Source organism: Dactylosporangium sp. CA-152071 (assembly GCF_050936335.1).
GTDB classification, from domain to species: domain Bacteria; phylum Actinomycetota; class Actinomycetes; order Mycobacteriales; family Micromonosporaceae; genus Dactylosporangium; species Dactylosporangium maewongense.
Genome location: NZ_JBNJMZ010000001.1, coordinates 1,835,560 through 1,858,252, shown reverse-complemented (window position 1 = coordinate 1,858,252; position 22,693 = coordinate 1,835,560). Strand labels below are relative to the sequence as shown.

Sequence of the window (22,693 nt, the reverse complement as noted above, 5' to 3'; positions counted from 1 at the left end):
ACTTTGGTCTACCCTCTGCGACCGGCGCACGGCCGGGCCGTCAACAGAACGCACCGCGACGGCTCGTCACAGCGTGTGGCCGCCACCTTGGCACGTAGCCGGAGGCCCCGACGATGGCACAACACGCGACGCGATCCCGTTCATTGATCGCCGTCCTTTTGCACTGCCTGCTGGCATTCGCCCTGATGGCGCCGACCACGCTCCTCTTCGACCAGGTCTGGGGCTCGGTCGGGGAGCGGACCCGGTTCGCCCAGTCGGAACGCAACGGCATCCAGTACCTCCACAGCCTCGGTCAGCTCACGATCGCCCTGACGGACGCGCAGTCCGCCGCGGTCTCGGGGCGCCCGTTCCCGCGGGACACGGTCACCCGCGTGGTCGAGGCCACCGCTTCGGTCGACGCCCGGCTCGGCGGGGACCTGCGCACCCACGAGCGATGGTCCGGGCTGCGCGCCAAGATCGAGGCGCTGGCGGCGCTGGGCGTCATCGACCCCGCCGCGGCGTTCAGCACCTTCGGTGAGGCGACCGACCTGCTCCTCGCGCTGTACAAGGAGGTCCGCGACAACTCGCAGCTGACCCGCGAGCAGGACATCGACGCGTCCTACCTGCAGGAAGGCGCGGCGCAGCAGCTGCCCGAGGCCGTGGTGGCCGCCGGCCGGTTCATGGATCTGGCGGTCATCGCCGCCGGGCGGCCCCGCAACGACCCGGCGGGCACGGCCGCCAACCTGCTCAACGCCCGTGACGCGGTGACCTACCCGGCCAACAACCTCGCCGCCGGCCTGCAGGCCGCGGTCGACGGCACCAGCAGCCGGACCCTCAGTGGCAACCTGCTGAGCCGGCTGGACCGGTTCCGGCGCGGCATGGAGACGCTGACCGCGACGACGGTGCCGGTCGACGGCCGGACCGCGGTGAACACCGCGGCGCTGCGGGACGTCCGCAACGAGGTCCAGACGGCCGCGTCCGAGCTGGCGGCGACGATTCTGGACGAGCTCGACCTGCTGATCGGCGCCCGGATCGAGGACCTGGACCGGCAGCGACAGACGGCGGCGGTCACCCTGGCGGTGGCTGTGCTGCTGGCGCTGGTCCCGCTGACCGTGCGGCTCGCCCGGCCCCGCCGTCGACCGGTCGCGAACCCACCCGTCCCACCGGCCCCCCAACCGGCCGGGGACGTGGTCCCCGCCTGGCGCCGGGAGCCGACCGGTGCTCGCTAGGCTTCGCATCCGCGGCAAGCTCGCGGTCCTGCTCATCGCCCCGCTGGTCGCGATCGTGCTGCTCACGGTCGTCGTCGTGGTCGACCGGGTCGGGCAGGCCGGGCGGGCGGCGGACACCGCGCGGACCGCCCGGGTCGCCGGTGACGTCGGTGCGCTCGTCCAGGACCTGCAGCAGGAACGGCTGATGGCGGTTGGACACCTCGTCCAGGTGGTCGGCCGTTCGCGGCTGCTGCTGCAGACGGCGGCGGTCACCGACCGGGTCACCAACCTCAAGCTCGACTACGCCGGCAACCTGTCACCGGAGGTGGCGGAAGCGATCGACGACGTGAAGTCGCTCGCCGGGCTGCGTGCCTCGCTGGTGGCCGGCAGCGCCGACGTCGAGGGGGTGCTGACCCAGTTCACCGCGGTCATCGGCCGGCTGATCGACGCGCTGCGGCTGATGGACGCGGCCGACGCGACCACCGTCGAGGGCCGGCAGCTCCTGGCGCTGGACGCGCTGCTGCGGGTCGATGAGGGCAACAGCGCCGGCGCCGCACTGATCACCGTCATGGTCGCCACCCGCGCCCAGCGTGACCTCGCCAGGTACCTCGCCAACGCCGCCGCCGTGCAGCCGAACCTGGACCGGTTCACCGCCTCCGGGACCCCCGAACAGGTGGATCTGTACGGTCTGGTCACGGCCGCGTTCGCCTCCCGCGTCGGCGGTGGCTTCGTGGAGAACGTCGAGACCGACCCGACCGGGGCGATCGCCGACCTGCGGGTCGCCACGCTGTTCCCGTCGCTGGAGGCCTACATCGCGCTCGGCCGCTTCGTGGAGAAGCGGATCGTCACCGACGTCACCGCCACGATGGCCGACCAGGAGCGGCGGCAGACCACCATCGCGTATGGTTTCAGCGCCGGCATGCTCGTCCTGCTGCTGCTCGTCATCCTGCTGAGCACGGCGATCGCGCGCACGGTCGCGCGGCCGCTGACCCTGCTGACGGCCTCCGCCGCCCGCGTCGCGCAGGTCACCGAGGACGAGCTGGTCCGGGTCGCGGACGACGAGTCCGCCGCGCCCGAGCCGGTGCGCCTGGAGCGGATCACCGTCGGCGGCCGGGACGAGATCGGCGACCTGGCCCGGACCTTCGAGCGCGTGCAGCAGACCGCGGCGCAGCTGGTCGAGCGGCAGGTGACCAGCCGCCGCAACGTCGCGCAGATGTTCGGTCACGTCGGCCGCCGCACGCAGAACCTCGTCGGCCGGCAGCTCGGCCTCATCGACCAGCTGGAGCGCGACGAGACGGAGCCCGACCGGCTGCGGCAGCTGTACCGGCTGGACCACGTCGCCAGCCGCCTGCGCCGCAACGCCAGCAGCCTGGTCGTCCTGTCCGGCGGTACCGGCACCAACCCGCACCTGGCGCCGCTGGCACTGGCCGACGCGGTCCGCCTGGCGCTCGGCGAGATCGAGGAGTACGACCGCGTCGACGTGCAGCTCACCGGCACGATCATGCTGGCGCCCGCGGTCATCAGCGACCTGGTCCTGATGCTGGCCGAGCTGATGGAGAACGCGACCTCCAACTCGCCGCCGCACACCCGGGTCGCCGTCACCGCCGGCGAGAGCGCGACCGACGTGCGGGTGTCGATCGTCGATCACGGCATCGGCATGCCGGCCGAGCGGCTCACGGTCGAGAACGCCCGGCTGGAGCGCCGCGAGCGCATCGACCTCGCCCCGACGGAGGTGCTCGGCCTGTTCGTGGTGGGCCGGCTGGCCCGTCGGCACGGGCTGCAGGTGTCGTTGAGCGAAACGCCCGGCGGTGGCGTCACCGCGACCGTCGTCGTCGGGCGGGAGCTACTGGACGGCTCGGCCGCGCCGGTCCCGCAACCGCGGGAGACGATCGCTTCGGTCATCGACATCGGCGCATTCACCCGGGCCACCCACTCGATCGACGGCGGACAGCCGTGGAACGCGTTCGCCGCGCCGCACGCGCTCGCCGCCGCGCCGCCGCCGGCCATCGCCGCCGTTGCGTCGCCGCCGGCCATCGCCGCTGTCGTGGCACCGCCGGATGCCGCCGCCACCGCTGAGATCCCTGCGCAGCAGGGGCAACCATCGCGGCAGGGGCAAGCGTTGCGCCGGCGGGTGCCGGGGGCGCAGCTGCCGGCCGACAGTCAGGCTGCCAGGAACACGGCGCAGTCCGTGGCGGCCCCTCCCGATCCGAGCAGCGCGCAGGCACTCGTCGAGGCGTTCGAGGATGGTGTACGCCGAGCGCAGCACGACGTCACAGCACCCCCGGTCGACCAGACGCCACCGCTCCCGCCGACGCCGCAGCTCCAGTCGACGCCGGTGCGGCCGGCCACCGCCGATCGGAACCTGAGCAGACGGGTGCCGGGTGCCACGTTGCGGGACCCCGGTGCCATCCCGAGACCGGGGCTCCACCTGGTGGAGAGCCAGCCGTCCCACGATCCCGACAGTGCATTGAACCTTGTCGAGCAGTTCGAATCCGGCGTCCTGCGCGCACTGCGCGAGGTCAGATCAGAAGGATCATCACAATGACGAGTCCGTTCATCCAGGACAGCACGCCCCGCCAATCCTCTGGTGGGCCGTTCAACGCCGCACCGATGAGCACGGAGGTGCAGACCTTCAACTGGCTGCTCGACTCGTTCACGTCCGGCACCGCCGGCGTGGTGGAGGCCATCGCGGTGTCCGCGGACGGCCTGCTGATGGCTGCGTCGGCCTCGAAGGAACGGGCCAACGCGGAGCGCCTGGCCGCCATCGTCTCCGGGATGACCAGCCTCGCCAGCGGCGCTTCCGCCTCGTACAACCTCGGCGGGCTCAACCGGGTCATCGTCGACCTGGTCGACGGCTACCTGTTGATCACCGCCATCAGCGCCGGGTCGGTCCTCGGTGTCATCGCGACCCGCGCGGCCAACCTGAGCACGGTGGCATACGAGATGACGCTCTTCGCCAGCCGGGCCGGCGCGGCGCTCACCCCGCAGCTCATCGCCGAGTTGAAGAACGCGGTCCAGCGGTGACCGTGCCGCCCGGGCAGGAGCCGCCCGGCATCCGGCCGTATCTGCGTTCACCGGTCGCGCCGGTCTCACCGGCTCCGCCGGCAGCGTGGAACCGTCCTGCGCACCGTGCACCGGACAACCCGAGACCCTACGTCCTGACGGCCGGGCGGGTGCAGGGCGACGACCCGGCGGTGAACCTGGAGACGCAGGTGACGATCCGGCCGGGGGCGCCACCGGACGCCGCGCGGTCCATGCCGACCGAGCTCCAGGCGATCCTCGCCACCTGCGTGTCCCCGGTGTCGGTCGCCGAGATCTCCGCTCAGGCCCACCTGCATCTCGGCGTGACCAAGATCCTCGTCGGCGACCTGTGCGCCGCCGGATTTCTGGACATCCACCAGCTCGAGGTCGACCCCGTCCACAGTCCCGACGTCATCTTGCGAGTAATCCATGGACTCCGTGCGATCTCCTGACGCAGCACCCATTCCAGTCAAGATCGTTGTCGCCGGTGGCTTCGGCGTCGGCAAGACCACGACGGTCGCCGCGATCTCCGAGATTCCTCCCCTGACCACCGAGGCCGAGATGACCTCCGCGGGGGTCGGCATCGACAACCCCGGGCACCGCGTCAACAAGGTGACCACCACCGTCGCGATGGACTTCGGCTGCGTGACGATCGACCGCACGCTCAAGCTGTACCTGTTCGGCACGCCCGGCCAGGCGCGCTTCGGGTTCATGTGGGACGATCTCGTCCGTGGCGCCCTCGGCGCGCTCGTCGTCGTGGACAGCTCCCGCCTCGACGACTGCTACCCGGCCGTGGACTACTTCGAGCAGTCGGGGCTGCCGTTCGTGGTGGCGGTCAACGCCTTCGACGGCGTGCTCGCCAACGACCTGGAGAGCGTCCGGTGGGCACTCGCCGTCGCCGACCACGTGCCGGTGATCGAGTTCGACGCCCGCGAGCGCCTGTCGGTGCGCGACGCGCTGCTCGTGGTTCTCGACCGGGCCCTGGACCGGGCCGTCAGCGGTTCCCATTCATAGGCGGAGGTTCTGCACGAAGGCGCCCGGCGACGACCGTCGGCGCGGTAACGCCGGCCACCCGCCCCTCGCTATTGATGTAGATGCACTGCCCTTCACTGCTACCCGAGTGGAGGGGCTTTTGCTTGCCCGGGCAAAAGTTCGATCTAAGTAGAACGAACTTTCGATGGCGCGGCTATTTCTTTTGGTACGGGCGACCGATACCGTGACGGCTATGCATTGACGGGCGAGTGCCGCCCCGCATCGCGGGATCCCGGCGGCACTCCGGCGCGACGTCATCGCAGCACCACCACGGCACCCCACTCGCTGCGCGCTTTCCCTCCGGGCGTGCCGCACCCGCGTCGCCCCGTTCCCCTGCCTGACGCACCCCCGTGCGCCGTGTTCGTCCCGCGCCGCACCGGCCGGGCGGACACGCCTGCCCGGAGAACGACGGCATCAGCCTCCGGAACGGATCGCCCCGCTGACCGCCTGCGGCCTGGGCGGCATCTGCTGTTGAACGAAGGGAATGCACCATGGCAAGGAACAGGATCGATCGCCGTACCCTGCTGCGAGGTGCCCGATGAGGGCGTGGCGCCTGGTCGAGGACGAGCCGGCGGAGCCGCAGCCCGCCCCCGAGCGTCCGCGTGCCGTCGGACGGTACCTGGTCGTCGCGGCGGTGATGCTGGTCGGCCTGGTCGGCGCCGGTGGATTGGCCGCCGCCCAGACCGGGATGTTCGCCGAGCGTCCGGACGGCTGTGCCCAGCCTGACCGCAGCGTCCAGCTGTACGCGGTGGAGCTGCCCAAGGACGGCACGCAGACCCGGATCGGCTACGGCCTCACCCCGGAGACGGCGTCCTACCCGGGCCCGCTGATGGAGATGATGGAGGGGGAGTGCCTCGCCATCACCCTGCACAACCAGGTGCCCGAGGCGACCCTGGCGGCGCTGCGCACCAACCCGAGCCACCCGCTCGGCGTCTCCCTGCACGTCCACGGGGTCAAGTACACCCAGGAGTCCGACGGCACGGTGCAGAGCGGGTCGTACGTCCCGCCGGGCGGCACCCGCACCTACACCTGGTACGCCCAGCCCCGCAACACCAAGACCGGGGCGCAGGGCACCGCCGGGTACTGGTGGTATCACGACCACGTGGTGGGTGGCCCGCACGGCACCCAGGGACTCGCCGCCGGCCTCTTCGGCGGCCTGGTGGTCCGCCGCCCCGGCGACCCGAAACCGGACCGCACCTACACGGTGGTCTTCGGCAACCAGCAGAGCATCAACCTGCGTCGCGGCGCGGCCACCGACACCTGCGCGGAGGTGAACCCGCAGCCCGGCCCGACCTGCCTGGTCGCCCGCAAGGGGGAGCGGGTGGAGCTGGTGGTGGTCGGCGCCGGCAACGACATGCACACCTTCCACCTGCACGGGCACTCCTGGGCGGACACCCGGACCGGGGTGGTGAGCAACGGGCAGCCGCTCGCCGACTCCGTGCCGATCATCGACACCAAGGTGCTCGGCCCGGCCCAGTCGTTCGGGGTCAGCTTCGTCGCCGGCGACTCGGTCGGACCGGGGCACTGGATGCTGCACTGCCACATGCAGTTCCACTCCGACGCCGGCATGTCGACGATGCTGCACGTGCTGGACGAGAACGGGAACATGCCGTCCGGCATGGACCACCAGCACGCCGCCGCCCCGGCAGCAGCCGCCGTACCCGCCACCGACGACGGCACCCACGTGCACAACTGACGGCCCGGGGCGGCCGGCCTCAGCGTCGAGGACCGGCGGCCCCGGACCCCCACCGCACCCTGCGCCACGTACCGGAGCGGCTGAGGAGGACCCTAGTAGCCTGTGCGGCCAGTTCTCACAACATCAGGAGCTGCCATGTGTCAACGCGCCACCTGCAAGACCTGCGGCAAGGCCACCTACACCGGATGCGGCAACCACGTCGACACCGTCCTCGCCGGCGTACCCCGGTCCCAGCGGTGCGCCTGCGAAGCCAAGCCCCCGACGGTCCGCTTGCTGTCGTGGCTCCGCAGGCGCTGACGCTGTGCGATGCAGGTGCCGCGGGTGCGGGAACGGCTGATGCCATGCACTACTCCGCCGCTGCGGGGAGACGGATGGTGAAGGCGGCGCCTTCGCCCGGACGGCCCCACGCCTCGATGGTGCCGCCGTGGCCGGTGACGACCTCCCGGGCGAGGGCGAGGCCGAGCCCGAAGCGGCGGTGATCGCCATGACCCCGCGCGAACCTGGCGAACAGCCGCTCGGCGTCGGCCGGGTCGAAGCCGGTGCCGTCGTCCCGGACGACGACGGTGACGAACGCGCCGTCGGCGCCGAGTTCGAGGCTCACGTGGCCGCCTTGCCGGGTGTGGCTGAGGGCGTTGTCGACCAGGGCGGTGAGCACGCGCCGCAGGGCGGCTTCGTGGCCGGGGACCGTCGAGGGTGCCCCGGTGCCGGGCAGCAGGGCCAGCTCGACGTCCTGTCCCCGGGCGCGATCGGCGTGGCAGGCGATGACGTCCGCGGCGACCGCCTCGAGGTCGACCGGAGCGCGGGCGTCGTCGCGGCGGCTGAGCTGGGTGGACAGCAGCAGGTCCTCGACCACCTCACCGAGGTGCCGGGTGCCGGTGACGAGCCGGTCGACGTCGGTGGTGACGTCCGTGACGTCCGCGCCGGCGCGCAGGTCCATCTGGAGCAGTTGCGCCCGGGTGTGCAGCTGGGTCAGCGGGGTGCGCAGTTCGTGGCTCGCGTCGGCGACGAACCGCCGTTGCCGGGCGAGGGCGTCCGCCAGGGGTGCCGTGGCACGGCGGGCGAGCAACGCCGCGGACAGCAGCGCGATGAGCAGGCCGGCAAGCTCGCCGACGACGAGGGCGCCGAGCAGCCGCTCCCGCTCTTCGTGCTGCTCGTGCCGGCTCAGGACCACCTGCACGGTTTGGGTTCCTCGCGGCAGCGTCAGGGTCAGGTAGCCGCCCTCGCTGCCGGCGATGGTGCTGATCTCGCTCACTCCGCTGGCGCGGACACGCTGGAGCGCACCCCGGTCAGGCAGTTGCGTGGGTGCGCCCGTGGTGGCCCTGATACCACCGCCGGACTCCTGAACGAAGATCCACCCGTCCGGCGGTGGATCGTTCACATCCTCCGCGTGCGCGGCGGTCTGCCGCAGCAGCGCCATGGAGGCGGCGTTCTGGCTGTGGGTCACCACGGCGAACGCCAGCCCGCCGAGGACCAGCAGGCTCACCGTGATCGCGGCCGCGGTCTGCACCGCGATGACACGGCGTGCCCGCGACAGCAGGTTCTGGTCCGGATCAGTCCCGGCGGTGCTCCGGCGCTTCATCCGCGCCCGAGCCGATAGCCCACACCCCGGACGGTGGCGACCGCGGCCGTCCCGAGCTTGCGTCGCAGGTAATGCACATACGTGTCGACCAGCGCGACGGTGGCGGCCTCGGGAAACACCCGCTGCACGATCTCCTCCCGGGTGAACGCCCGCGCCGGGTTCCGGGCCAGCAGCCGCAGCAGGTCACTCTCGCGGCCGGACAGCGCCACGACGGACCCGTCCGGAGCGGTCACCGTCCTCGTGATCAGGTCGAACGTCGCATCCCCGACCATCAGATGCTGCCCCGACCGGGAGTGCCCGCGCAGCAGCACCCGGACGCGAGCGAGGAGCTCGTCGACCTCGAAGGGCTTGACGACGTAGTCCTCGGCGCCGGCGTCGAGTCCGGTCACCCGGTCCGGCACGGTCCCGAGGGCGGTCAGCACCAGCGCCGGAACGGTCACTCCGGTCCTGCGCAGCCGGCCGAGCAGGTCGAGGCCCTCGATGGCCGGGAGCCCCCGATCCAGGATCATCGCGTCGTACTGGCGGGTGAGCGCCAGATGCAGGCCGGCCTGGCCGTCCGGTGCGAGTTCGGGCTCGTACCCGGCGCTGCGGAGCAGGCGCAGCAGCAGCGGGCCGAGTTCACGGTCGTCCTCGACCACCAGCACCCTCGCAGCGCTCATGCCCGCTCCGTACTCCTCTCCTGCCCGGCCACAGGTCCAGCTTCTCCGCCGGAGATGGGAAAGTTCGAAGATTCGCTGCATAGCATCTGCCGGGTCGTGAGCCGTGGGGCATGACACCGAACTCCTGTCACCGCGGCCATCGTTTCCGGAAGGAATCCCCATGGGCACGGTCAACGGACTGCCGGCACACATCCTGCTCGTACACGCCATTGTGGTGCTGCTTCCACTCGCCGCCCTGCTGCTCGTGCTGACCGCCGCCTGGCCCGCGGCCCGCCGCCGTTTCGCCGGCCCGAACGCGATCCTGTCCGCGCTCGTCGTCGCCCTTGTTCCCGTCACGACGAGCGCCGGCGAGTGGCTGGAGCACCGGGTCGGCGAGACCGCGCTGCTGGACCGGCACACCGAGCTCGGCGACACCGCCATCTGGGCCGCCCTCCCAGTGGCCATCCTGGCCCTGGCCATCTGGTGGCGGCAACGGGAGACGACGTCGCCGGCGACCCGGCGCACCTACCTGGCGCCGCTGTCGGCCCCGATCACCAGGGCGGTCGTCGCGCTGGCCGTCGTCATCGCCGGCTGGGCCGTCTTCGACACGTACCGCATCGGCGACTCCGGGGCGAAGGCATCATGGAGCGGCACGTTCAGCACCGTCAGCCGGGACGGGCGCCACGGCGACTGATCGCCCGGCAGGCGTGCCGAAGCGGTCGCTCACCCGTTCACGTCGGTCGGCGTGGTCGGGTTGGTCGAGCCTTCTCGCGCCGGATGCCGGACGGCGGCAGGCCGGCCTGTGTGATGCATGCACCCGCCAGGGGTGGCCGCAGGTCGGTGTCGCCTTCGACCTGCGGCCGGGACTGCCGTACTGCCTCGGCGCCGTCCTCTGCGGTCTGGCTGCCGTGCTGCTGCACCGGTCCGGTAACGCCGAGGCGCGTCCAACCACCATCGAGATGGGACGACCAGCGTGATGACAACGTTCGGTCGCCTGGTCGCCCAACGCGGGCCGGATCGCCGGGCCGGACTACTCGTCGTCAGCGTCGAGGCGGCTGACGTCGGAGACGCGACTGGGCAGGGTGACGGTGTGGCCGTAGAAGTTGCGGATCTCGGCGACGACGCGCTCGAACTGGTCGAGGTCGATCGGCTTGGTGACGAACGCGTTGGCGTTGCGGGAGTAGCTGGCCGCGATGTCGCTCTCCGTCGACGACGTGGTGAACACGATGACCGGGATCGACTTGAGCTTGTCCTCCTGCTTGATGAGCGTGAGCGCCTGGCGGCCGTCGACGCGCGGCATGTTCAGGTCCAGCAGGATCAGATCGGGCCGGGGTGCGTCGGTGTAGGGCTCCTCCCGGTGCAGGAACGCCAAGGCTTCCCCGCCGTCGGCCACGTGGTGCAGCTCGCTGCGGATGCTGTGATCCTCGAAGACGCTCTCCATCAGTGCCACGTCGGCGGGGTCGTCCTCGACGAGCAGGACCTGCAGGACGGAACGCTCAGTCGGCATCGCGGTGCTCTCTGCTGGTTGGTCGGCCGCCGGGCGGCGTGGTCGGAGCATCAGGGCCGGCCGTAGCGAGGCGAGGCACCGCTCACGAGCGCGCCCGCGCTGCCGGCGACCTTGACAGCGGTACAGTACGGCACCGTTGCAGCACTGCCCGAAGACCCGGACCGGGAAACCCGCGCCGCCGGTCGACCGCCGGGACTTTCCGGTGCCCACCCGCTGTCAGCGCGGCTCAGCCGGGGTCGGCGGCGCGGAAGGCTTGGCCCGACATCGCGACGAGGGCCACGGCGACCGCGCCGGCGGCCATGGCCACGAGTGGGATCGCCGTCACCGAGCCGGCCGCGTAGCACCATGAGCCGACGGCCGAGCCGGAGACGATGCCGATCTGGAAGACGATGCCGTACACGGCGTTGGCCGGTTCGGCGGCGCGGCCCGGGGCGCGCCGCAGGACCGCCAGGGAGGTCGCCACCACGAGGACGGAGAAGGTGCCGCCCCACACGAGCAGCATCGGCACGCCGGCGTACGGGGCCGCCGCCAGACCCGCCGACCAGACGCCGGCGAGCGCCACCACGAAGACCACCGAGGCCGCGCGGGTGCCGGTGATCGGGCGGGTGTCGCTGAGCCGGCCGCCGAGGTTGCTGCCGATGACCGCGCATATGCCGTACACCAGAAGCAGCACGGTCAAGGTGGTGCCGTGCAAACCGAGTCGTTCGGCCGCGAACGGGGCTACGTAGGTGAACAGGGCGAAGTGCCCGACCACCGTGGCGAGCAGCACGCCGAGGACGGGGACGAGGCCCGGCAGCCGCAGCACCTCGGGGAGGCGGGGATGGTCCGCGAGGGTGCCGGGCTCGTCCGCGACGGAGGGCACCAGGAAGATCACGGCCACGGCGAGCAGCAGCGACACCGCGGCGATGGCGAGCAGGGCGGCCCGCCATCCGGCGAGCTGGCCCAGGCCGGTGGCGAGCGGCGTGCCGACGACGAGCGCCGCCGAGCCGCCGACCATCACCCGCCCGGCCGCGCGCCCCCGCGTCGACGGCCGGGCGAGGCGCTGGGCGGTGGGTGCGGCGAGCGCGAAGAACAGCCCGTGCCCGACCGCGGCGAGCCCGCGACCGGCGGCGAGGACCGTGAGGTTGCCGGCGGCGGCGGTCGCGACGTGCCCGACGCTGAACGCCGCCGTGCTCGCGGCCAGGACCCAGCGGCGGTCGAACCGGGCCGTCCACCGCGTCAGCGGGACCGCGGTGCCGCCGGCGACCAGGGCATACCAGCTGACCGTCAGCCCGACCCGGCTCTCGGTGCTACCGACACCAGAGGCGATGTCGCTGATCAGCCCGATCGGGGTGGTCTCGCCGGTGACGACGATGAAGGCCAGAGCCGCCAGGGCGAACGTGGCGACGAGTTCGGTACGCGGATGCATCGGCACCGACTCTGTCACGGCCCGGGCCGGCTCCGCCTCCGAACGTGATCCACGACTCGCGGACGTTCAGTCGTCATCCGAGGAGAACGCGCGGGCCAGCAGCGCGGCGATGGCGACACCGACCACGGCGATGGCGACCTGCACGCCGATGACCAGCCAGTCGTACCGGTGACCGGCCACCACCAGGACCTTGTCGCTGCTGATGTCCCACCGGTCGGCGGCCCACGTGCCGGCGACGGCGGCACCCATCCCGATCAGCACGGTGAGGATCAGGCCGATCGGCTGCCGGCCCGGCAGCACGATCCGCGCGACGACACCGATGACCGCACCGAACACGATCGCGGACACGTAATCCTGTGCACTCACCGAGCGACCTCCTCGTCCCGATCCGCCTCGCATTGTGCCGCAGCCGCGCAAGTCAGCCGTAGACGACGGTCACCTGTCGCAGGACGATGCCGACCTTCGGGGCGCCGTCGTCCGGGCTGCTGCCGCCGGGTTTGACGCCGCCGTCGGCGACCTTGTCGATGATGTCCATGCCCTTGGTGACGGTGCCGAAGCGGGTGTAGTCCGCGGGGAGCATCGGGTTGTCGTCGTAGTTGATGAAGAACTGGCTGCCGCTCGTCCCCGGCTCCTGGGCGCGGGCCAGGGCCACCGAGCCGCGGCGGTAGCCGGGCTGGGTGCCGAGGTTCTCCTCCGCGAACTGGTACGCGGGGCCGCCGGTGCTCGTGCCGGACGGGTCGCCGCACTGCAGGACGAACAGCCCGGCCGTCGTGAGGCGGTGGCAGGCGGTGCCGTCGAAGAACTTCTTGCCGGCCAGGTAGGCGAAGCTGGCCACCGCGCACGGGGCGGCCTTGGCGTCCATCGCGATCTCGACCACGCCGAGGTTGGTGGTCAGCGTCATGGTCGCCTTGCTGCCGCCGGGGACCGTGGCCGGCGGTGTGCCGACGTCCTTGATGGCCGGTTGGTTGCCGGCGGCGACCGGCGACCACCGGCACGCGCCGGCGGCAGCCGACGATGACGACGATGACGGCGATGACGATGCCGCGGATGGGGCGATCCGCTGACCGAACTGCTGCCCTGGCGACGATGCCGTGGTGCACCCGGCCAGCAGCGACACGGTCACCGCCGCGCTCAGCAGGCCATGCGGTCGACGAATCATGCGTGCACAGTACGACACCCATCAGGCCGGCGGGCGGGGAGCCAGGGCGACGACGAGCGGCAGCGGGATCAGCGCGGCCATCGTGACGGCGAGACCGACCTGATCGGCGACCCAGCCGATGAGCGCCGGACCGAGCAGGATCCCGGTGTAGGTGAACGTGGTCAGCCGCGAGATCAGGGTCGCCGCCGGAGCGCCCCGCAGCCGGCCGACCGCGCTGAAGGTCAGCGGGATCAGCACCGAGGCACCCAGCCCGGCCAGGGCGAAACCGGCCACCGCCGCGGCCGGGTGCGGCGTCAGCACGGCGAACGCGAAGCCGCCCGCGGCGATCGCCGCGCCGAGGCGGAACAGCGTGTTGCCGCCCCAGCGGCCGGTGAGCCGGTCGCCGACCAGCCTTCCCGCGGTCTGGCCGCCGGTGTACGCCGTGATCGCCGCCGCGGCCAGGCTGAGGCCGGCGTGCCGCTCCTGGTGCAGGAAGATGCCGCCCCAGCCGAGCACCGCACCCTCGTAGACCATGATCGCGGTGGCGGTCAGGCCCAGCACGATCAGGGCGCCGCTCCAGCCGGTCCGCGGGCCGGCGGCGCCGTCCTGCCCGGCCGCGCCGCCGACGTCGGCTTCCCCGCGCCCGTTCTCCGGCACCAGCCGGGGTCCGAGCGCGAGGCCGGCGGCCAGCAGGAGGGCGCAGGCGGTGACGAGGTGGACGGCGAGCGAGACCCCGGCGTGCGCCAGGGCGGCGGTGGACAGCGACGCGACGACCGCGCTGATGCTCCAGGCCGCGTGGCAGCCGTTGAGGACCGGGCGCCCGGCCCGGCGTTCGACGGCGACCGCGCTGGTGTTCATCGCCGCGTCGGTGGTGCCGTGGACGGCGCCGAGCAGGGTCGCCAGGGCGGTGAACCACCACGGTCCGGGCGCGACGGCGATGCCGGCCAGCAGCAGCGGCATGACCGCGAGGGTCACGCGCAGCACCGCCCGGGCCCCCACCCGGGCGGTCAGCGGCCCGACGAACTGCATGCAGGCCAGCGCGGCACCCGCGAACAGCAGCCCGGTGAAGCCGAACTGTCCGTCGCTGAGCTGGTGGGCGTCCTTGATCGAGGGCGCCCGCACGATGTAGGTCGACAGCGTGAGCCCGTTGAGGAAGAACACGGCGGTCACGGCCCACCGCCCCGGCGTCCTCACTGCTGGCTGATCGATGATGGTCTGGTCACTGACGGTCATGCACGCCACCCACTCCCGGAACGGACCCCGGTCGGGCCCCCACCTGGATGACGAACGGCGACCGGCTGAAACCGACAACCACCACCGGCAAGATCTGGTCAGGTCGCGATCGGCTGGGCGGTGATCACGACGTTGTCGCGGTAATGCCTGGTCGCGCTGTCGAACGGGCCGCCGCAGGTGATGAGGGTGAGTCGCACGGCGCCGTCGCGGGCGAAGTACCGCTGCAGCGGGATCGCCGTCTTCGGGTGGATCTCGCGGGCCACGACACCGAACCGGTGCACGGTGCCATCGCCGCCGGTGACGTCGATCCGGTCGCCCGGGCCGAGGTCGCGCAGTTTGAAGAAGGCCCCGCCACCCTGCCGGGCGCTGTCGACGTGGCCGGCGATGACGATCGACCCGGCGGTGGCCTCCAGCCCCGGCCCGTACCTGTACCAGCCGACGACGTCGACGCTCGGTGGCACCGCGAAGTCGCCGGTGCGCTCGTCCACGCCGACCGGGTTCACGGTCGCGTTCACGCCGAGCTTCCCGATGCGCAGCCGGGCCGGTGGCACCGCGGCGACCGCGGACGGCGGCGCACCGGCGACGATCGGCACACCGCCGCCGGACGGGGAGGGTGTCGCGGAGGCGAGCGCCGCCGCGCCGGCCGCTCCGACCGTCGGCGCCGGTCGGCCTTGGCCTCGTTCGGGTTGGTGAGGTTCTTGAACACCGGCTGGCCGCCCGCCCGCACGTCGACGGCCGGCGCCGCCGCCGTGTGCCGCACGACCAGCCGGGCCTTGCCCGGGGCGAGGGTCTTCGTGTCGTTGACGAACGGGGTCAGCGTCGGCTTGCCGTCGGCCGTCAGGTGCGCCACCAGGCTGATGTTCGCGTCGGCGGGCACGGCCGCCTGGTCGACCTTGACGACGGGGCTGGTGACCGGGTCGCCGGGCTTGACGATGACGATGTCGTACTTGCCGGCCGGCAGGTCGAGCGGCCCGGCGACCTTCGACGGCTGGAAGTTGTCGAGGGTCTTCTTGCCGTTGACGTACACGTCGACCGGCTGGCCCGGAATCCCGTGCACCACCGACACCTTGCTCGACCCGGCGGCGTGCGCCGGCGACGCGACCAGCAGCGTGGCCACGGCGACGGCGCCGAGCGCCCCGGCTCCGGCGGCGATGCGGCGCAAGGTCAGACGAATGCTCATGGTGAAGCCCTTCCAGTTCCGGACACGCGAGCGGCTTGCTCCGTCGCCAGGTCCTTCGTGCGCCGGAGGGCGTCGCGGATTCAGGCGGTGGAACATGCCACGAATCGCATCCAGCCGGGGGTCGCGACACGTACCTGCTTCGATGCGGTCGAGCCGGGCGTCGCCGCACTCGCACACTTGCGGACGTGGTCGACTGGTACATGCAGGCCGAATCTCGACGGCCGTGTTCACGTTGTGAAACGGCTGCGGCGGCGCGATGCGATCGCGACCGCCTGATTCGGGCCATGCGGGTCGGCGGACGGCGTAACGTCTTGGACGAGTACGCGTCGGCGCACCCTCGGCGCGGTGGGTGATCGGCCGCGAACTGGCCTCTGCTGTGCATCTGCCGTTTCCGAACCGGGCGGCGGACCGGCATGGATGCCGGGAAGGTAGCCGCCATATGAGCACGCGGGAGACCCGCCCGGTAGCGGCCCCACCGGGACCGGTGAGGACCTTGCGCCGTAGAAGGCGATGGCCGCTGCGGTCATACCTGATCGGGCTGTTGATGCTGTTCGTGGTCACGGCCGGCGCAGGAATCTGTGCGGGGTGGGTGCAGGCCCGCCACGACGCGGTGTCCGCCGCCCGGGCGGACGCGTCGACGGCGGCCCGTCTGGCGGCGCGGCAGATCGGCGAGCACCTCGCCGTCGTGCGTGGCACCGTCGAGTCCGTCGCGTCCAGCGCGGGCGTGGCGCAGGTGTTCGCCGACCCGAGCGCCTGCCGGCTGGCGTTCTCCCTCGGCGGCGCCGACGACGGGCACCTGGACGTCCTGCGCCCTGACGGGACCGTTGCATGCTCGTCCAGGCCACCGCCCGACGGCCAACCGGCGAACGCCTACACCAAGGCGTCGTGGCTGCCCGACGCGGTGCGCACGCCGCAGGCCGTGGCGCCGGTCCGCGACGACCGCACCGGACGACCCGCCTTCCTGGTCACCGCCGTGATCCCCGGACTCGGCCTGGTGGCCGCGTTCGTCGACCTGACCGCCCTCGGCGCGGCGGCGGGCAATCTGTTCGGCGGACCCCGCCACCTGGAATTCGTGATCACCACCGAGGACGGCTCGATCGTGCTGACGCGGTGGCCCGACGGGTCGCGGTGGGCCGGCACCCCGGTACGCGACAGCCGATTCGCGATGGCCGATGTCGATTCCGGTGCCGGGGTCGACGTGACGGGGCTGCCCCGGTTGTATGGCCGGACGGCCGTCGAGGGCGCCGGCTGGCAGGTCCTGGCCGGCGCGGACCGGTCGGCCGCGCTGGCCGGCGCCGACCGGCTGGCCCGGCGCCAGGCCCTGATCGTGGCGCTCGGCCTGCTCGCGGGACTGCTGGCCACCATGGTCGTGCAGCGGCACGTCACCGCCCCGATCGGCAGGCTCCGCACCGCGGTACGTACCGCCACCACCTCCGGCAACCTGGACACGACCGTCACGGTGTCCGGCCCGCGGGAGGTCGCCGAACTCGGCGAGGACTTCACTACGCTGCTGGCCACCGTCGACCGGGAACTGCGGGAACGCCGCCGCGCCGAAGCAGTTGCCCAGGAGCACGAACGCAACTACCGGCAGATGTTCGACGCCAGCCCCAACCCCGTTGTGGTCTTCGACGCCGGCACCCTCGACATCGTCGCCGCGAACGCCGCCGCTGTCGCGTACTACGGCCGGCCCGAAGACGCTCTGCTCACGATGACCTACACCGGTCTGCTCGCGGCGGAGGAACCCACCGTGCCGGCCGCCGGCACCGCGGCAGCCGAGCCGGTCGAACGTGACCAGCCGCAGCGCCATCTCAAGCACGACGGCACCATCACCGAGACCAGCGTCACCACCTACCTGACGTCCTTCGCCGGGCGGAAGGTCCGCTGCGCCGTCATCACCGACGTCACCGAACGCGAGCACCTGCAACGACGCCTGCGCCAGTCCGACCGCCTCGAAAGCCTCGGACAGCTCGCCGCCGGAGTCGCGCACGACTTCAACAACCTCCTCGGCATCATCAACGGCTACGCCGGCATGGCCGCCGCGGACCTGGAGCCGGCCGCCGCCGCTGACCCCGCCTGGCGCACCCTGCACGCCGACCTGACCGAGATCGTCGCCGCCGGTGACCGCGCGACCGCCCTCACCCGGCAGCTGCTGTCGTTCGCCCGCGCCGACCCCGCACCCGAGACCCGGGTCCTGGACCTCAACACCATCGTCGCCGACCTCGGCACCCTGCTGCGGCGTGCTCTCGGCGAGGACATCACCCTCATCACCGACCTCACCGCGCAGCCGTGGCCGATCAGCGCCGACCCCGGCCGCCTCGAGCAGGTCCTGGTGAACCTGGCCGTCAACGCCCGCGACGCCATGCCCGGCGGCGGTGTCCTCACCATCGAGACCGCGCCTGTCACCGTCGATGAGCATTACGCCGCCCAGCACCCGGGCGCACGAACCGGCCGCTACATGCGGCTGCGGGTCAGCGACACCGGCACCGGCATGGACCGAGCCACCCTGGAGCGCGCCTTCGAACCGTTCTTCACCACGAAACCCAAGGGCCACGGCACCGGCCTCGGCCTGGCCACCATCTACGGCATCGTCACCCAGGCCGGCGGCCACGCACAGATCTACTCCGAACCCGGCCACGGCACGACCATCATCACGCTGCTGCCGGTCACCGATGACCTCACCGAACCGGACGCCACGCCGGCGGAGCAGCACCGGCCGGGCGCCGGCGAGACGATCCTGCTCGTCGAGGACGACGACAACCTCCGCGCGATCACCGAACGCGTCCTGCACAACGCCGGCTACACGGTCCTGTCCGCCGCCACGGTCACCGACGCCCAGCAGCTCGCCACGGTCGACCCCGACATCGCGCTGCTGCTCACCGACGTGATCCTGCCTGACATGCACGGACCCGCCCTCGCCGCCGCACTGCACCGCGCCCGACCAGGACTGCCCGTCATCTATCTGTCCGGATACACCGAAACAATCCTCGCCAGCCGCAGCGCCATCCCGGCCGGCGCGACCTTGCTCACCAAACCGGTCAGTGCCCACCAGCTCCTGCGCACCGTCACCCGCGTCCTGGACCACACACCAGCGCAGGCCCCCGGCCCGCGGCCGCACTGACGCGGCTCCGCGACGCTTCGAGCGAACGCCGTCCATCGCCGACATCGAGGGGGTCGGCGGGGCGAAGCCCGGCGGTCTCCACGCGGTCAGACGGGGTACAGCAACCTACCGGTCAGAGGGTCCTGGCCGTAGCGCAGACACAGGTCCGCCAGCACGTCCTCGTGCGTCACGGCCACGTTCATGACCGTGTCGTTGCCGGCGTAGTAGACGACGACCGTGCCGTCGGCCTCGCGTACCAGGCCGCAGGAGAAGACCACGTTCGGCACGTGGACGTAGTCGGTGTCGGGGACGCGGCAGTCGGCGCGCGACGGAAACAGGATCGGGATGCTCGACACGCGCACCACGCTCGGGTCGTCGAGATCGTGCAGGGCGACGCCGAGCACATACGGATTGCCGTCCATCGTGGTGCGTACGCCGTGGAAGACGTTGAGCCAGCCGTGCGGCGTACGCACCGGCGGCGCACCCGGCCCGATCTTGTCGGAGAAGGCGCTCGGGCCCACGCCCGTTCGCAGCACCGGCTCGTCGGCGACCTCCCACGGCCCGGTCCGGAAGTCGTCCGCGTAGCCGATCCTGACCTGCGTGTACACGCCGCCGATGTCGCCCGGACCGACGTCGTTGGGCCGGAACAGCCCGACGTACCGCCCGCCGATCCGCTCCGGGAACACGACCACGTTGCGCATGTCCCGATCGAGCATCGGACCGTGCCTGGTGAACGTGGTGAGATCGTCGGTGAGGGCGAGCGACACGCGCACCCGGTTGCGAATCCCGGCGTGGTAGGCGCTGTACGTGACCGCGAACGTGCCCTCGACCGGGTTGATCCGGGCGTCCTCGACGCCGCCGGATTCGGTGTCGACGAGGTGCCGCCGGTCGACGCCGTCGACGCACACGTCCCGCTCGGTCGCCGGCGACAGCACCGGCCGCGGGTGCACGGTCCAGTCCGTGACACCGTCGGCGCTGACCGCGAGGCCGAGCACGCTGATCCCGCAGCGCAGGTGCGACCGGAACAGCAGTGCCGTCCGGTCCGCGAGCCTCGCCGCGCCCGCGTTGTGCACGGTGACCACCTGAAGGTGCGGCTCACGCCAGACGGCGTTGACCTGTCGCGCGGTGAGGATCGGATTGGCCGGATGCCGCAGGACCGGACGGTCCAACGACACGGCACCGGTCGTCGCATCGCCGAAGCGTACGTCGCGCGTCGTCACAGCGCCCACGGTCGCACGCGTCCGGCCGTCCCGGGTCACTCATCGAGGGCGACAACACCTGGACTTCGCCGACGGTCCGACTCCCCTCAGCGTCGATGATCTCCTCGGCATGGCCCCTATGCTACGGCCAGCACGGATGGTGCCGTACCGCCGAGGAAAGCGGCCGAACGTCCCGGCGGCGGCGGGTAGTTCGGCCATGACCCGGGCGCCGCGCCGGTGGCACGTTGGGAGGTGTGAGCCCCGCCGACATGACAGGAGCCGTGCCATGACCGTCCAAGCCCGGCCGGTGCTCGCCGGCCTCGACGACGCCGACGACGAACTGGTGGCCGTGCGGGCCGGAGCCGTCGAGGCGCGGCTACGTGACCAGCCGCTGCATCTGTTCTCGGCGTTCGCCCCGCCGCCCCCGGATGCGCGGCCCGAAGCGCGGTGGCAGCCCCGTGACGAGGCACTGGCCCGGATGATGCGGGCGGTCGCCTTGGCGGGCCGGTCGATCGACGTCGACGCCCGGATGGTCTGCGGCGACCTCGCCGGCGCCATGGTCGCCCAGGCACCGCATGCGTCGCTGGTCGTCCTGGCCTCGGCGGCGGCTCGCCCGGACAGCGACTCGGAGGCATGCTCGGTGGCTCGCAGCAGCGCCGTGCCAGTGCTCGTGGTGCCGGCGCGGCCGGCGACGCAGGACGCCCCGGTGACGGCCGGGCTGGCCGGCGGCGCCGCGTCCGACGCAGTCCTGGAGTTCGCCTTCGATGAGGCAGCGCGCCGCGGCGTGCCACTGCGCGTGGTCCACCTGAGCGACGCCGCGACGGCGCGGCACTGGCACCGGTCCGACTTCCTGGCGGGCCTGTCCGTGCCGGCGCCGCCGTCGATCGGGTTGACGCCGACCGACCTGGCCGAGCGGCTCCTGGCGGAGGCGCTTGCCGGCTGGCCGGCCCGGTACCCGGACGTGCCGATCGAACGGTGCATCGTTCACGGCCCCGATGTGGAGCACGGCATCGCGGCCCTGACACGGGACGCCTGCATGATGGTGGTGGCCGCGCGGAGCCGGCTCGAGACCGGCGCGCGGATCCTCGGCCCGGTCACGAGCGGGCTGTTGCGCGACGCGGGCTGCCCCGTGGCGGTCGTTGCCGCTGCGGACCGGCTGCTGAGCGCGCCGAACGGCGACGTCTGCGGGTAGTCGAGCGAACGATCGGGCATGTCGCCGGGACCGGGGAGCCGCGCTACGACGGCCCGGGCTTCTCCTGGCGGACGACGGCGACGGGGCAGGCCGCGTGCTGGACGGCGGTGAGCGACACCGAGCCCAGCAGCAGCCCCGTGAACCCGCCACGGCCGCGGGAGCCGACGACCAGCAACCGGGCGCCGGCGGACCGGTCGACGAGCACGGCGGAGGCCCGGCCGCGCACGGTGATCGTGCGGAAGTCGACGTCCGGGTACTTCTCCCGCCACCCGGCGGTCGACTCGGCCAGCGTACGATGCACGTCCTCGCCCACGTCGTCGGCGTCGACGATCAGCGGGTCGTCGGGGCGGCCGGCTGAGCCCGCCCGCCGGTGGGCCAGGACGGCCGTCAGGCCGGCGCCGCACGACGCCGCGTGCTCGAACGCGAAGCGCAGCGCGTCGCCTGCGTCGTGCGAGCCGTCGACCCCGACCACGACCCGTCCCGCTTCCGGGCCGGGCGGGCGGTCGAGGTGCCGCACGACCACGACAGGGCAGGGGGCGTGCATGGCGACCTGCGTGCTGACCGAGCCCAGCAGAAGACCGGCGAAGCCGCCGTGGCCGCGGCTGCCGACCACCACCTCGGCGGCGGTCCTGGCGGTGTCCAGCAACGCCACCGAGGCCGGCTCCGGCCGGGTGGCCGTGGTGAGCCGCACTGCGGACGCAGCCGCTCTCGCCCGGTCGGCGGCCTCGGCGACGATCTGCGCGGCCGCCTCCTGGATCCCGAGCTCGAACGGTGACGGCGACGGCGCGACGACCGGCGCGTAGATCGGCGGCGGCCACTGGAACGCGTTCAGGATGTGCATCGGCCGGCCCCGGCGCACCGCCTCCGCGGCTGCCCAGTCGACAGCTTCCAGGCTCGGTGGGGAGCCGTCGACGCCGACGACGATGGTGTGTTCGGCAACCATGGTGACCTCCCTTGACGGTGCCACGGGGTGAGTTCCTCCGCCGGAGCGCGGCGTGGCGGCCGGGGAGCCGCGGTCACGCGGCGCCGGCCGTGCAGAGCCAGTCGGCCGCCGCGCCGATCGCAGCCGCGAACGACTCGGTGCTCTCCGGCGCGGGACCGTCGCCGACGACCAGCACGTGACGCAGCTCCGGCAGCTCGCCGGCGGCGTGCCGGTCGATCGCCTCGTAGCCGATGTTGAGCCCCCGGCCATCGGGCCTGCCGGACAACCACGACCGGGCGTGCTGCCAGGTGAAGTCGTGCCGGACCCAGGCGTAGCCGGCCAGATCGGCTCGCTCGCGGTCGGCCGCCGTCTTCTGTGTGCGTTCGCTCATCGGATGCCATCCTCGTTCTGAGGAGCGGCTGAGTCGCGGGATGCTTGTCGTATCCAGCGTCGCGCGGATCGCCTGGCGCGCCCAGCACCGTTGGTCCCGAGCGGCCGGCCCGCGCCGCGTTGCGTCGCGCCCGGCGGTGGGGTGGCGGCACGGGACCTTCGGCCCTGACGATCTCCGCCATCACCGCGTCACGGTGGCCGAGTGAGGCCGATGTGCGGGCCGCGTACTGACCTGTACGAGGTCCGGATGGCGGTCGGCCACTACTGCCGCCGC

At 72.5% G+C, this 22,693-nt stretch carries 21 protein-coding genes; 9 read left to right on the top strand and 12 right to left on the bottom strand.

Annotation, left to right across the window (positions count from 1 at the left end):
• Window positions 1–185 precede the first annotated feature (185 nt).
• From ACQEVZ_RS07910 to ACQEVZ_RS07885, 6 genes are all read left to right on the top strand, one after another.
• The gene (locus ACQEVZ_RS07910; RefSeq protein ID WP_433363319.1) at window positions 186–1,208 is read left to right on the top strand and encodes a hypothetical protein; all 1,023 of its coding nucleotides are present in this window, start codon (window positions 186–188) and stop codon (window positions 1,206–1,208) included.
• Window positions 1,198–3,732 carry a sensor histidine kinase gene (locus ACQEVZ_RS07905; protein WP_433363316.1) on the top strand — a complete coding sequence of 845 codons (2,535 nt, stop codon included), beginning with the start codon at window positions 1,198–1,200 and terminating at the stop codon, window positions 3,730–3,732. The genes ACQEVZ_RS07910 and ACQEVZ_RS07905 overlap by 11 nt, the downstream gene beginning before the upstream one ends.
• The gene (locus ACQEVZ_RS07900) at window positions 3,729–4,211 is read left to right on the top strand and encodes a roadblock/LC7 domain-containing protein (RefSeq protein ID WP_344511159.1); all 483 of its coding nucleotides are present in this window, start codon (window positions 3,729–3,731) and stop codon (window positions 4,209–4,211) included. Before ACQEVZ_RS07905 ends, ACQEVZ_RS07900 begins: the two co-directional genes overlap by 4 nt.
• A 149-nt stretch (window positions 4,212–4,360) precedes the next feature.
• Complete coding sequence (locus ACQEVZ_RS07895) at window positions 4,361–4,660, top strand: DUF742 domain-containing protein (protein WP_433363312.1); 300 nt, start codon at window positions 4,361–4,363, stop codon at window positions 4,658–4,660.
• The gene (locus ACQEVZ_RS07890; protein ID WP_433363309.1) at window positions 4,638–5,222 is read left to right on the top strand and encodes a GTP-binding protein; all 585 of its coding nucleotides are present in this window, start codon (window positions 4,638–4,640) and stop codon (window positions 5,220–5,222) included. The genes ACQEVZ_RS07895 and ACQEVZ_RS07890 overlap by 23 nt, the downstream gene beginning before the upstream one ends.
• A 556-nt stretch (window positions 5,223–5,778) precedes the next feature.
• A complete protein-coding gene (locus ACQEVZ_RS07885; protein WP_433363306.1) occupies window positions 5,779–6,936 on the top strand; it encodes a multicopper oxidase domain-containing protein in 1,158 nt (385 codons plus the stop codon).
• A gap of 346 nt (window positions 6,937–7,282) precedes the next feature.
• Here the strand turns inward: ACQEVZ_RS07885 and ACQEVZ_RS07880 are convergent, their stop codons facing one another.
• A complete protein-coding gene (locus ACQEVZ_RS07880; RefSeq protein ID WP_433363303.1) occupies window positions 7,283–8,515 on the bottom strand; it encodes a sensor histidine kinase in 1,233 nt (410 codons plus the stop codon).
• Window positions 8,512–9,174 (bottom strand): response regulator transcription factor, encoded by a 663-nt coding sequence (locus ACQEVZ_RS07875; RefSeq protein ID WP_433363300.1) that lies wholly within the window; start codon window positions 9,172–9,174, stop codon window positions 8,512–8,514. The genes ACQEVZ_RS07880 and ACQEVZ_RS07875 overlap by 4 nt, the downstream gene beginning before the upstream one ends.
• 160 nt (window positions 9,175–9,334) lie before the next feature.
• On the opposite strand from ACQEVZ_RS07875, the gene ACQEVZ_RS07870 reads away from it, so the two are divergent.
• Complete coding sequence (locus tag ACQEVZ_RS07870; RefSeq protein ID WP_433363297.1) at window positions 9,335–9,847, top strand: DUF2231 domain-containing protein; 513 nt, start codon at window positions 9,335–9,337, stop codon at window positions 9,845–9,847.
• 336 nt (window positions 9,848–10,183) lie between these two features.
• Here the strand turns inward: ACQEVZ_RS07870 and ACQEVZ_RS07865 are convergent, their stop codons facing one another.
• From ACQEVZ_RS07865 to ACQEVZ_RS07835, 7 genes are all read right to left on the bottom strand, one after another.
• Window positions 10,184–10,660 (bottom strand): response regulator, encoded by a 477-nt coding sequence (locus ACQEVZ_RS07865; RefSeq protein WP_344511175.1) that lies wholly within the window; start codon window positions 10,658–10,660, stop codon window positions 10,184–10,186.
• A gap of 226 nt (window positions 10,661–10,886) precedes the next feature.
• Window positions 10,887–12,068: an MFS transporter gene (locus tag ACQEVZ_RS07860; RefSeq protein WP_433363293.1), complete on the bottom strand. Its 1,182-nt coding sequence runs from the start codon at window positions 12,066–12,068 to the stop codon at window positions 10,887–10,889.
• A gap of 66 nt (window positions 12,069–12,134) precedes the next feature.
• Window positions 12,135–12,434 carry a GlsB/YeaQ/YmgE family stress response membrane protein gene (locus ACQEVZ_RS07855; protein ID WP_344511179.1) on the bottom strand — a complete coding sequence of 100 codons (300 nt, stop codon included), beginning with the start codon at window positions 12,432–12,434 and terminating at the stop codon, window positions 12,135–12,137.
• 52 nt (window positions 12,435–12,486) lie between these two features.
• The gene (locus ACQEVZ_RS07850) at window positions 12,487–13,227 is read right to left on the bottom strand and encodes a peptidylprolyl isomerase (protein ID WP_433363288.1); all 741 of its coding nucleotides are present in this window, start codon (window positions 13,225–13,227) and stop codon (window positions 12,487–12,489) included.
• Between the two features lie 21 nt (window positions 13,228–13,248).
• On the bottom strand, window positions 13,249–14,439 hold the full coding sequence (locus tag ACQEVZ_RS07845; protein ID WP_433363285.1) for an MFS transporter: 1,191 nt from the start codon (window positions 14,437–14,439) through the stop codon (window positions 13,249–13,251).
• A gap of 98 nt (window positions 14,440–14,537) precedes the next feature.
• Window positions 14,538–14,954: a class F sortase gene (locus tag ACQEVZ_RS07840; RefSeq protein ID WP_433363282.1), complete on the bottom strand. Its 417-nt coding sequence runs from the start codon at window positions 14,952–14,954 to the stop codon at window positions 14,538–14,540.
• Window positions 14,951–15,619 (bottom strand): DUF4397 domain-containing protein, encoded by a 669-nt coding sequence (locus ACQEVZ_RS07835; protein ID WP_433363279.1) that lies wholly within the window; start codon window positions 15,617–15,619, stop codon window positions 14,951–14,953. The genes ACQEVZ_RS07840 and ACQEVZ_RS07835 overlap by 4 nt, the downstream gene beginning before the upstream one ends.
• A gap of 544 nt (window positions 15,620–16,163) precedes the next feature.
• Between ACQEVZ_RS07835 and ACQEVZ_RS07830 the strand changes: the two genes are divergently transcribed.
• On the top strand, window positions 16,164–18,737 hold the full coding sequence (locus ACQEVZ_RS07830; RefSeq protein ID WP_433363276.1) for an ATP-binding protein: 2,574 nt from the start codon (window positions 16,164–16,166) through the stop codon (window positions 18,735–18,737).
• 86 nt (window positions 18,738–18,823) lie between these two features.
• Here the strand turns inward: ACQEVZ_RS07830 and ACQEVZ_RS07825 are convergent, their stop codons facing one another.
• Window positions 18,824–19,936, bottom strand: coding sequence for a glycoside hydrolase family 130 protein (locus tag ACQEVZ_RS07825; RefSeq protein WP_433363273.1), 1,113 nt, complete (start codon window positions 19,934–19,936; stop codon window positions 18,824–18,826).
• 265 nt (window positions 19,937–20,201) lie between these two features.
• Between ACQEVZ_RS07825 and ACQEVZ_RS07820 the strand changes: the two genes are divergently transcribed.
• Window positions 20,202–21,107 carry a universal stress protein gene (locus ACQEVZ_RS07820; RefSeq protein ID WP_433363270.1) on the top strand — a complete coding sequence of 302 codons (906 nt, stop codon included), beginning with the start codon at window positions 20,202–20,204 and terminating at the stop codon, window positions 21,105–21,107.
• A gap of 43 nt (window positions 21,108–21,150) precedes the next feature.
• On the opposite strand, the gene ACQEVZ_RS07815 is transcribed toward ACQEVZ_RS07820, so the two are convergent.
• Together ACQEVZ_RS07815 and ACQEVZ_RS07810 are read right to left on the bottom strand one after the other, a co-directional pair.
• Entirely contained in the window at window positions 21,151–22,050 is a 900-nt protein-coding gene (locus ACQEVZ_RS07815) for a universal stress protein (RefSeq protein WP_433363267.1), read from the bottom strand.
• 73 nt (window positions 22,051–22,123) lie between these two features.
• Window positions 22,124–22,420: a hypothetical protein gene (locus ACQEVZ_RS07810; protein ID WP_433363264.1), complete on the bottom strand. Its 297-nt coding sequence runs from the start codon at window positions 22,418–22,420 to the stop codon at window positions 22,124–22,126.
• Between the last annotated feature and the right edge of the window lie 273 nt (window positions 22,421–22,693).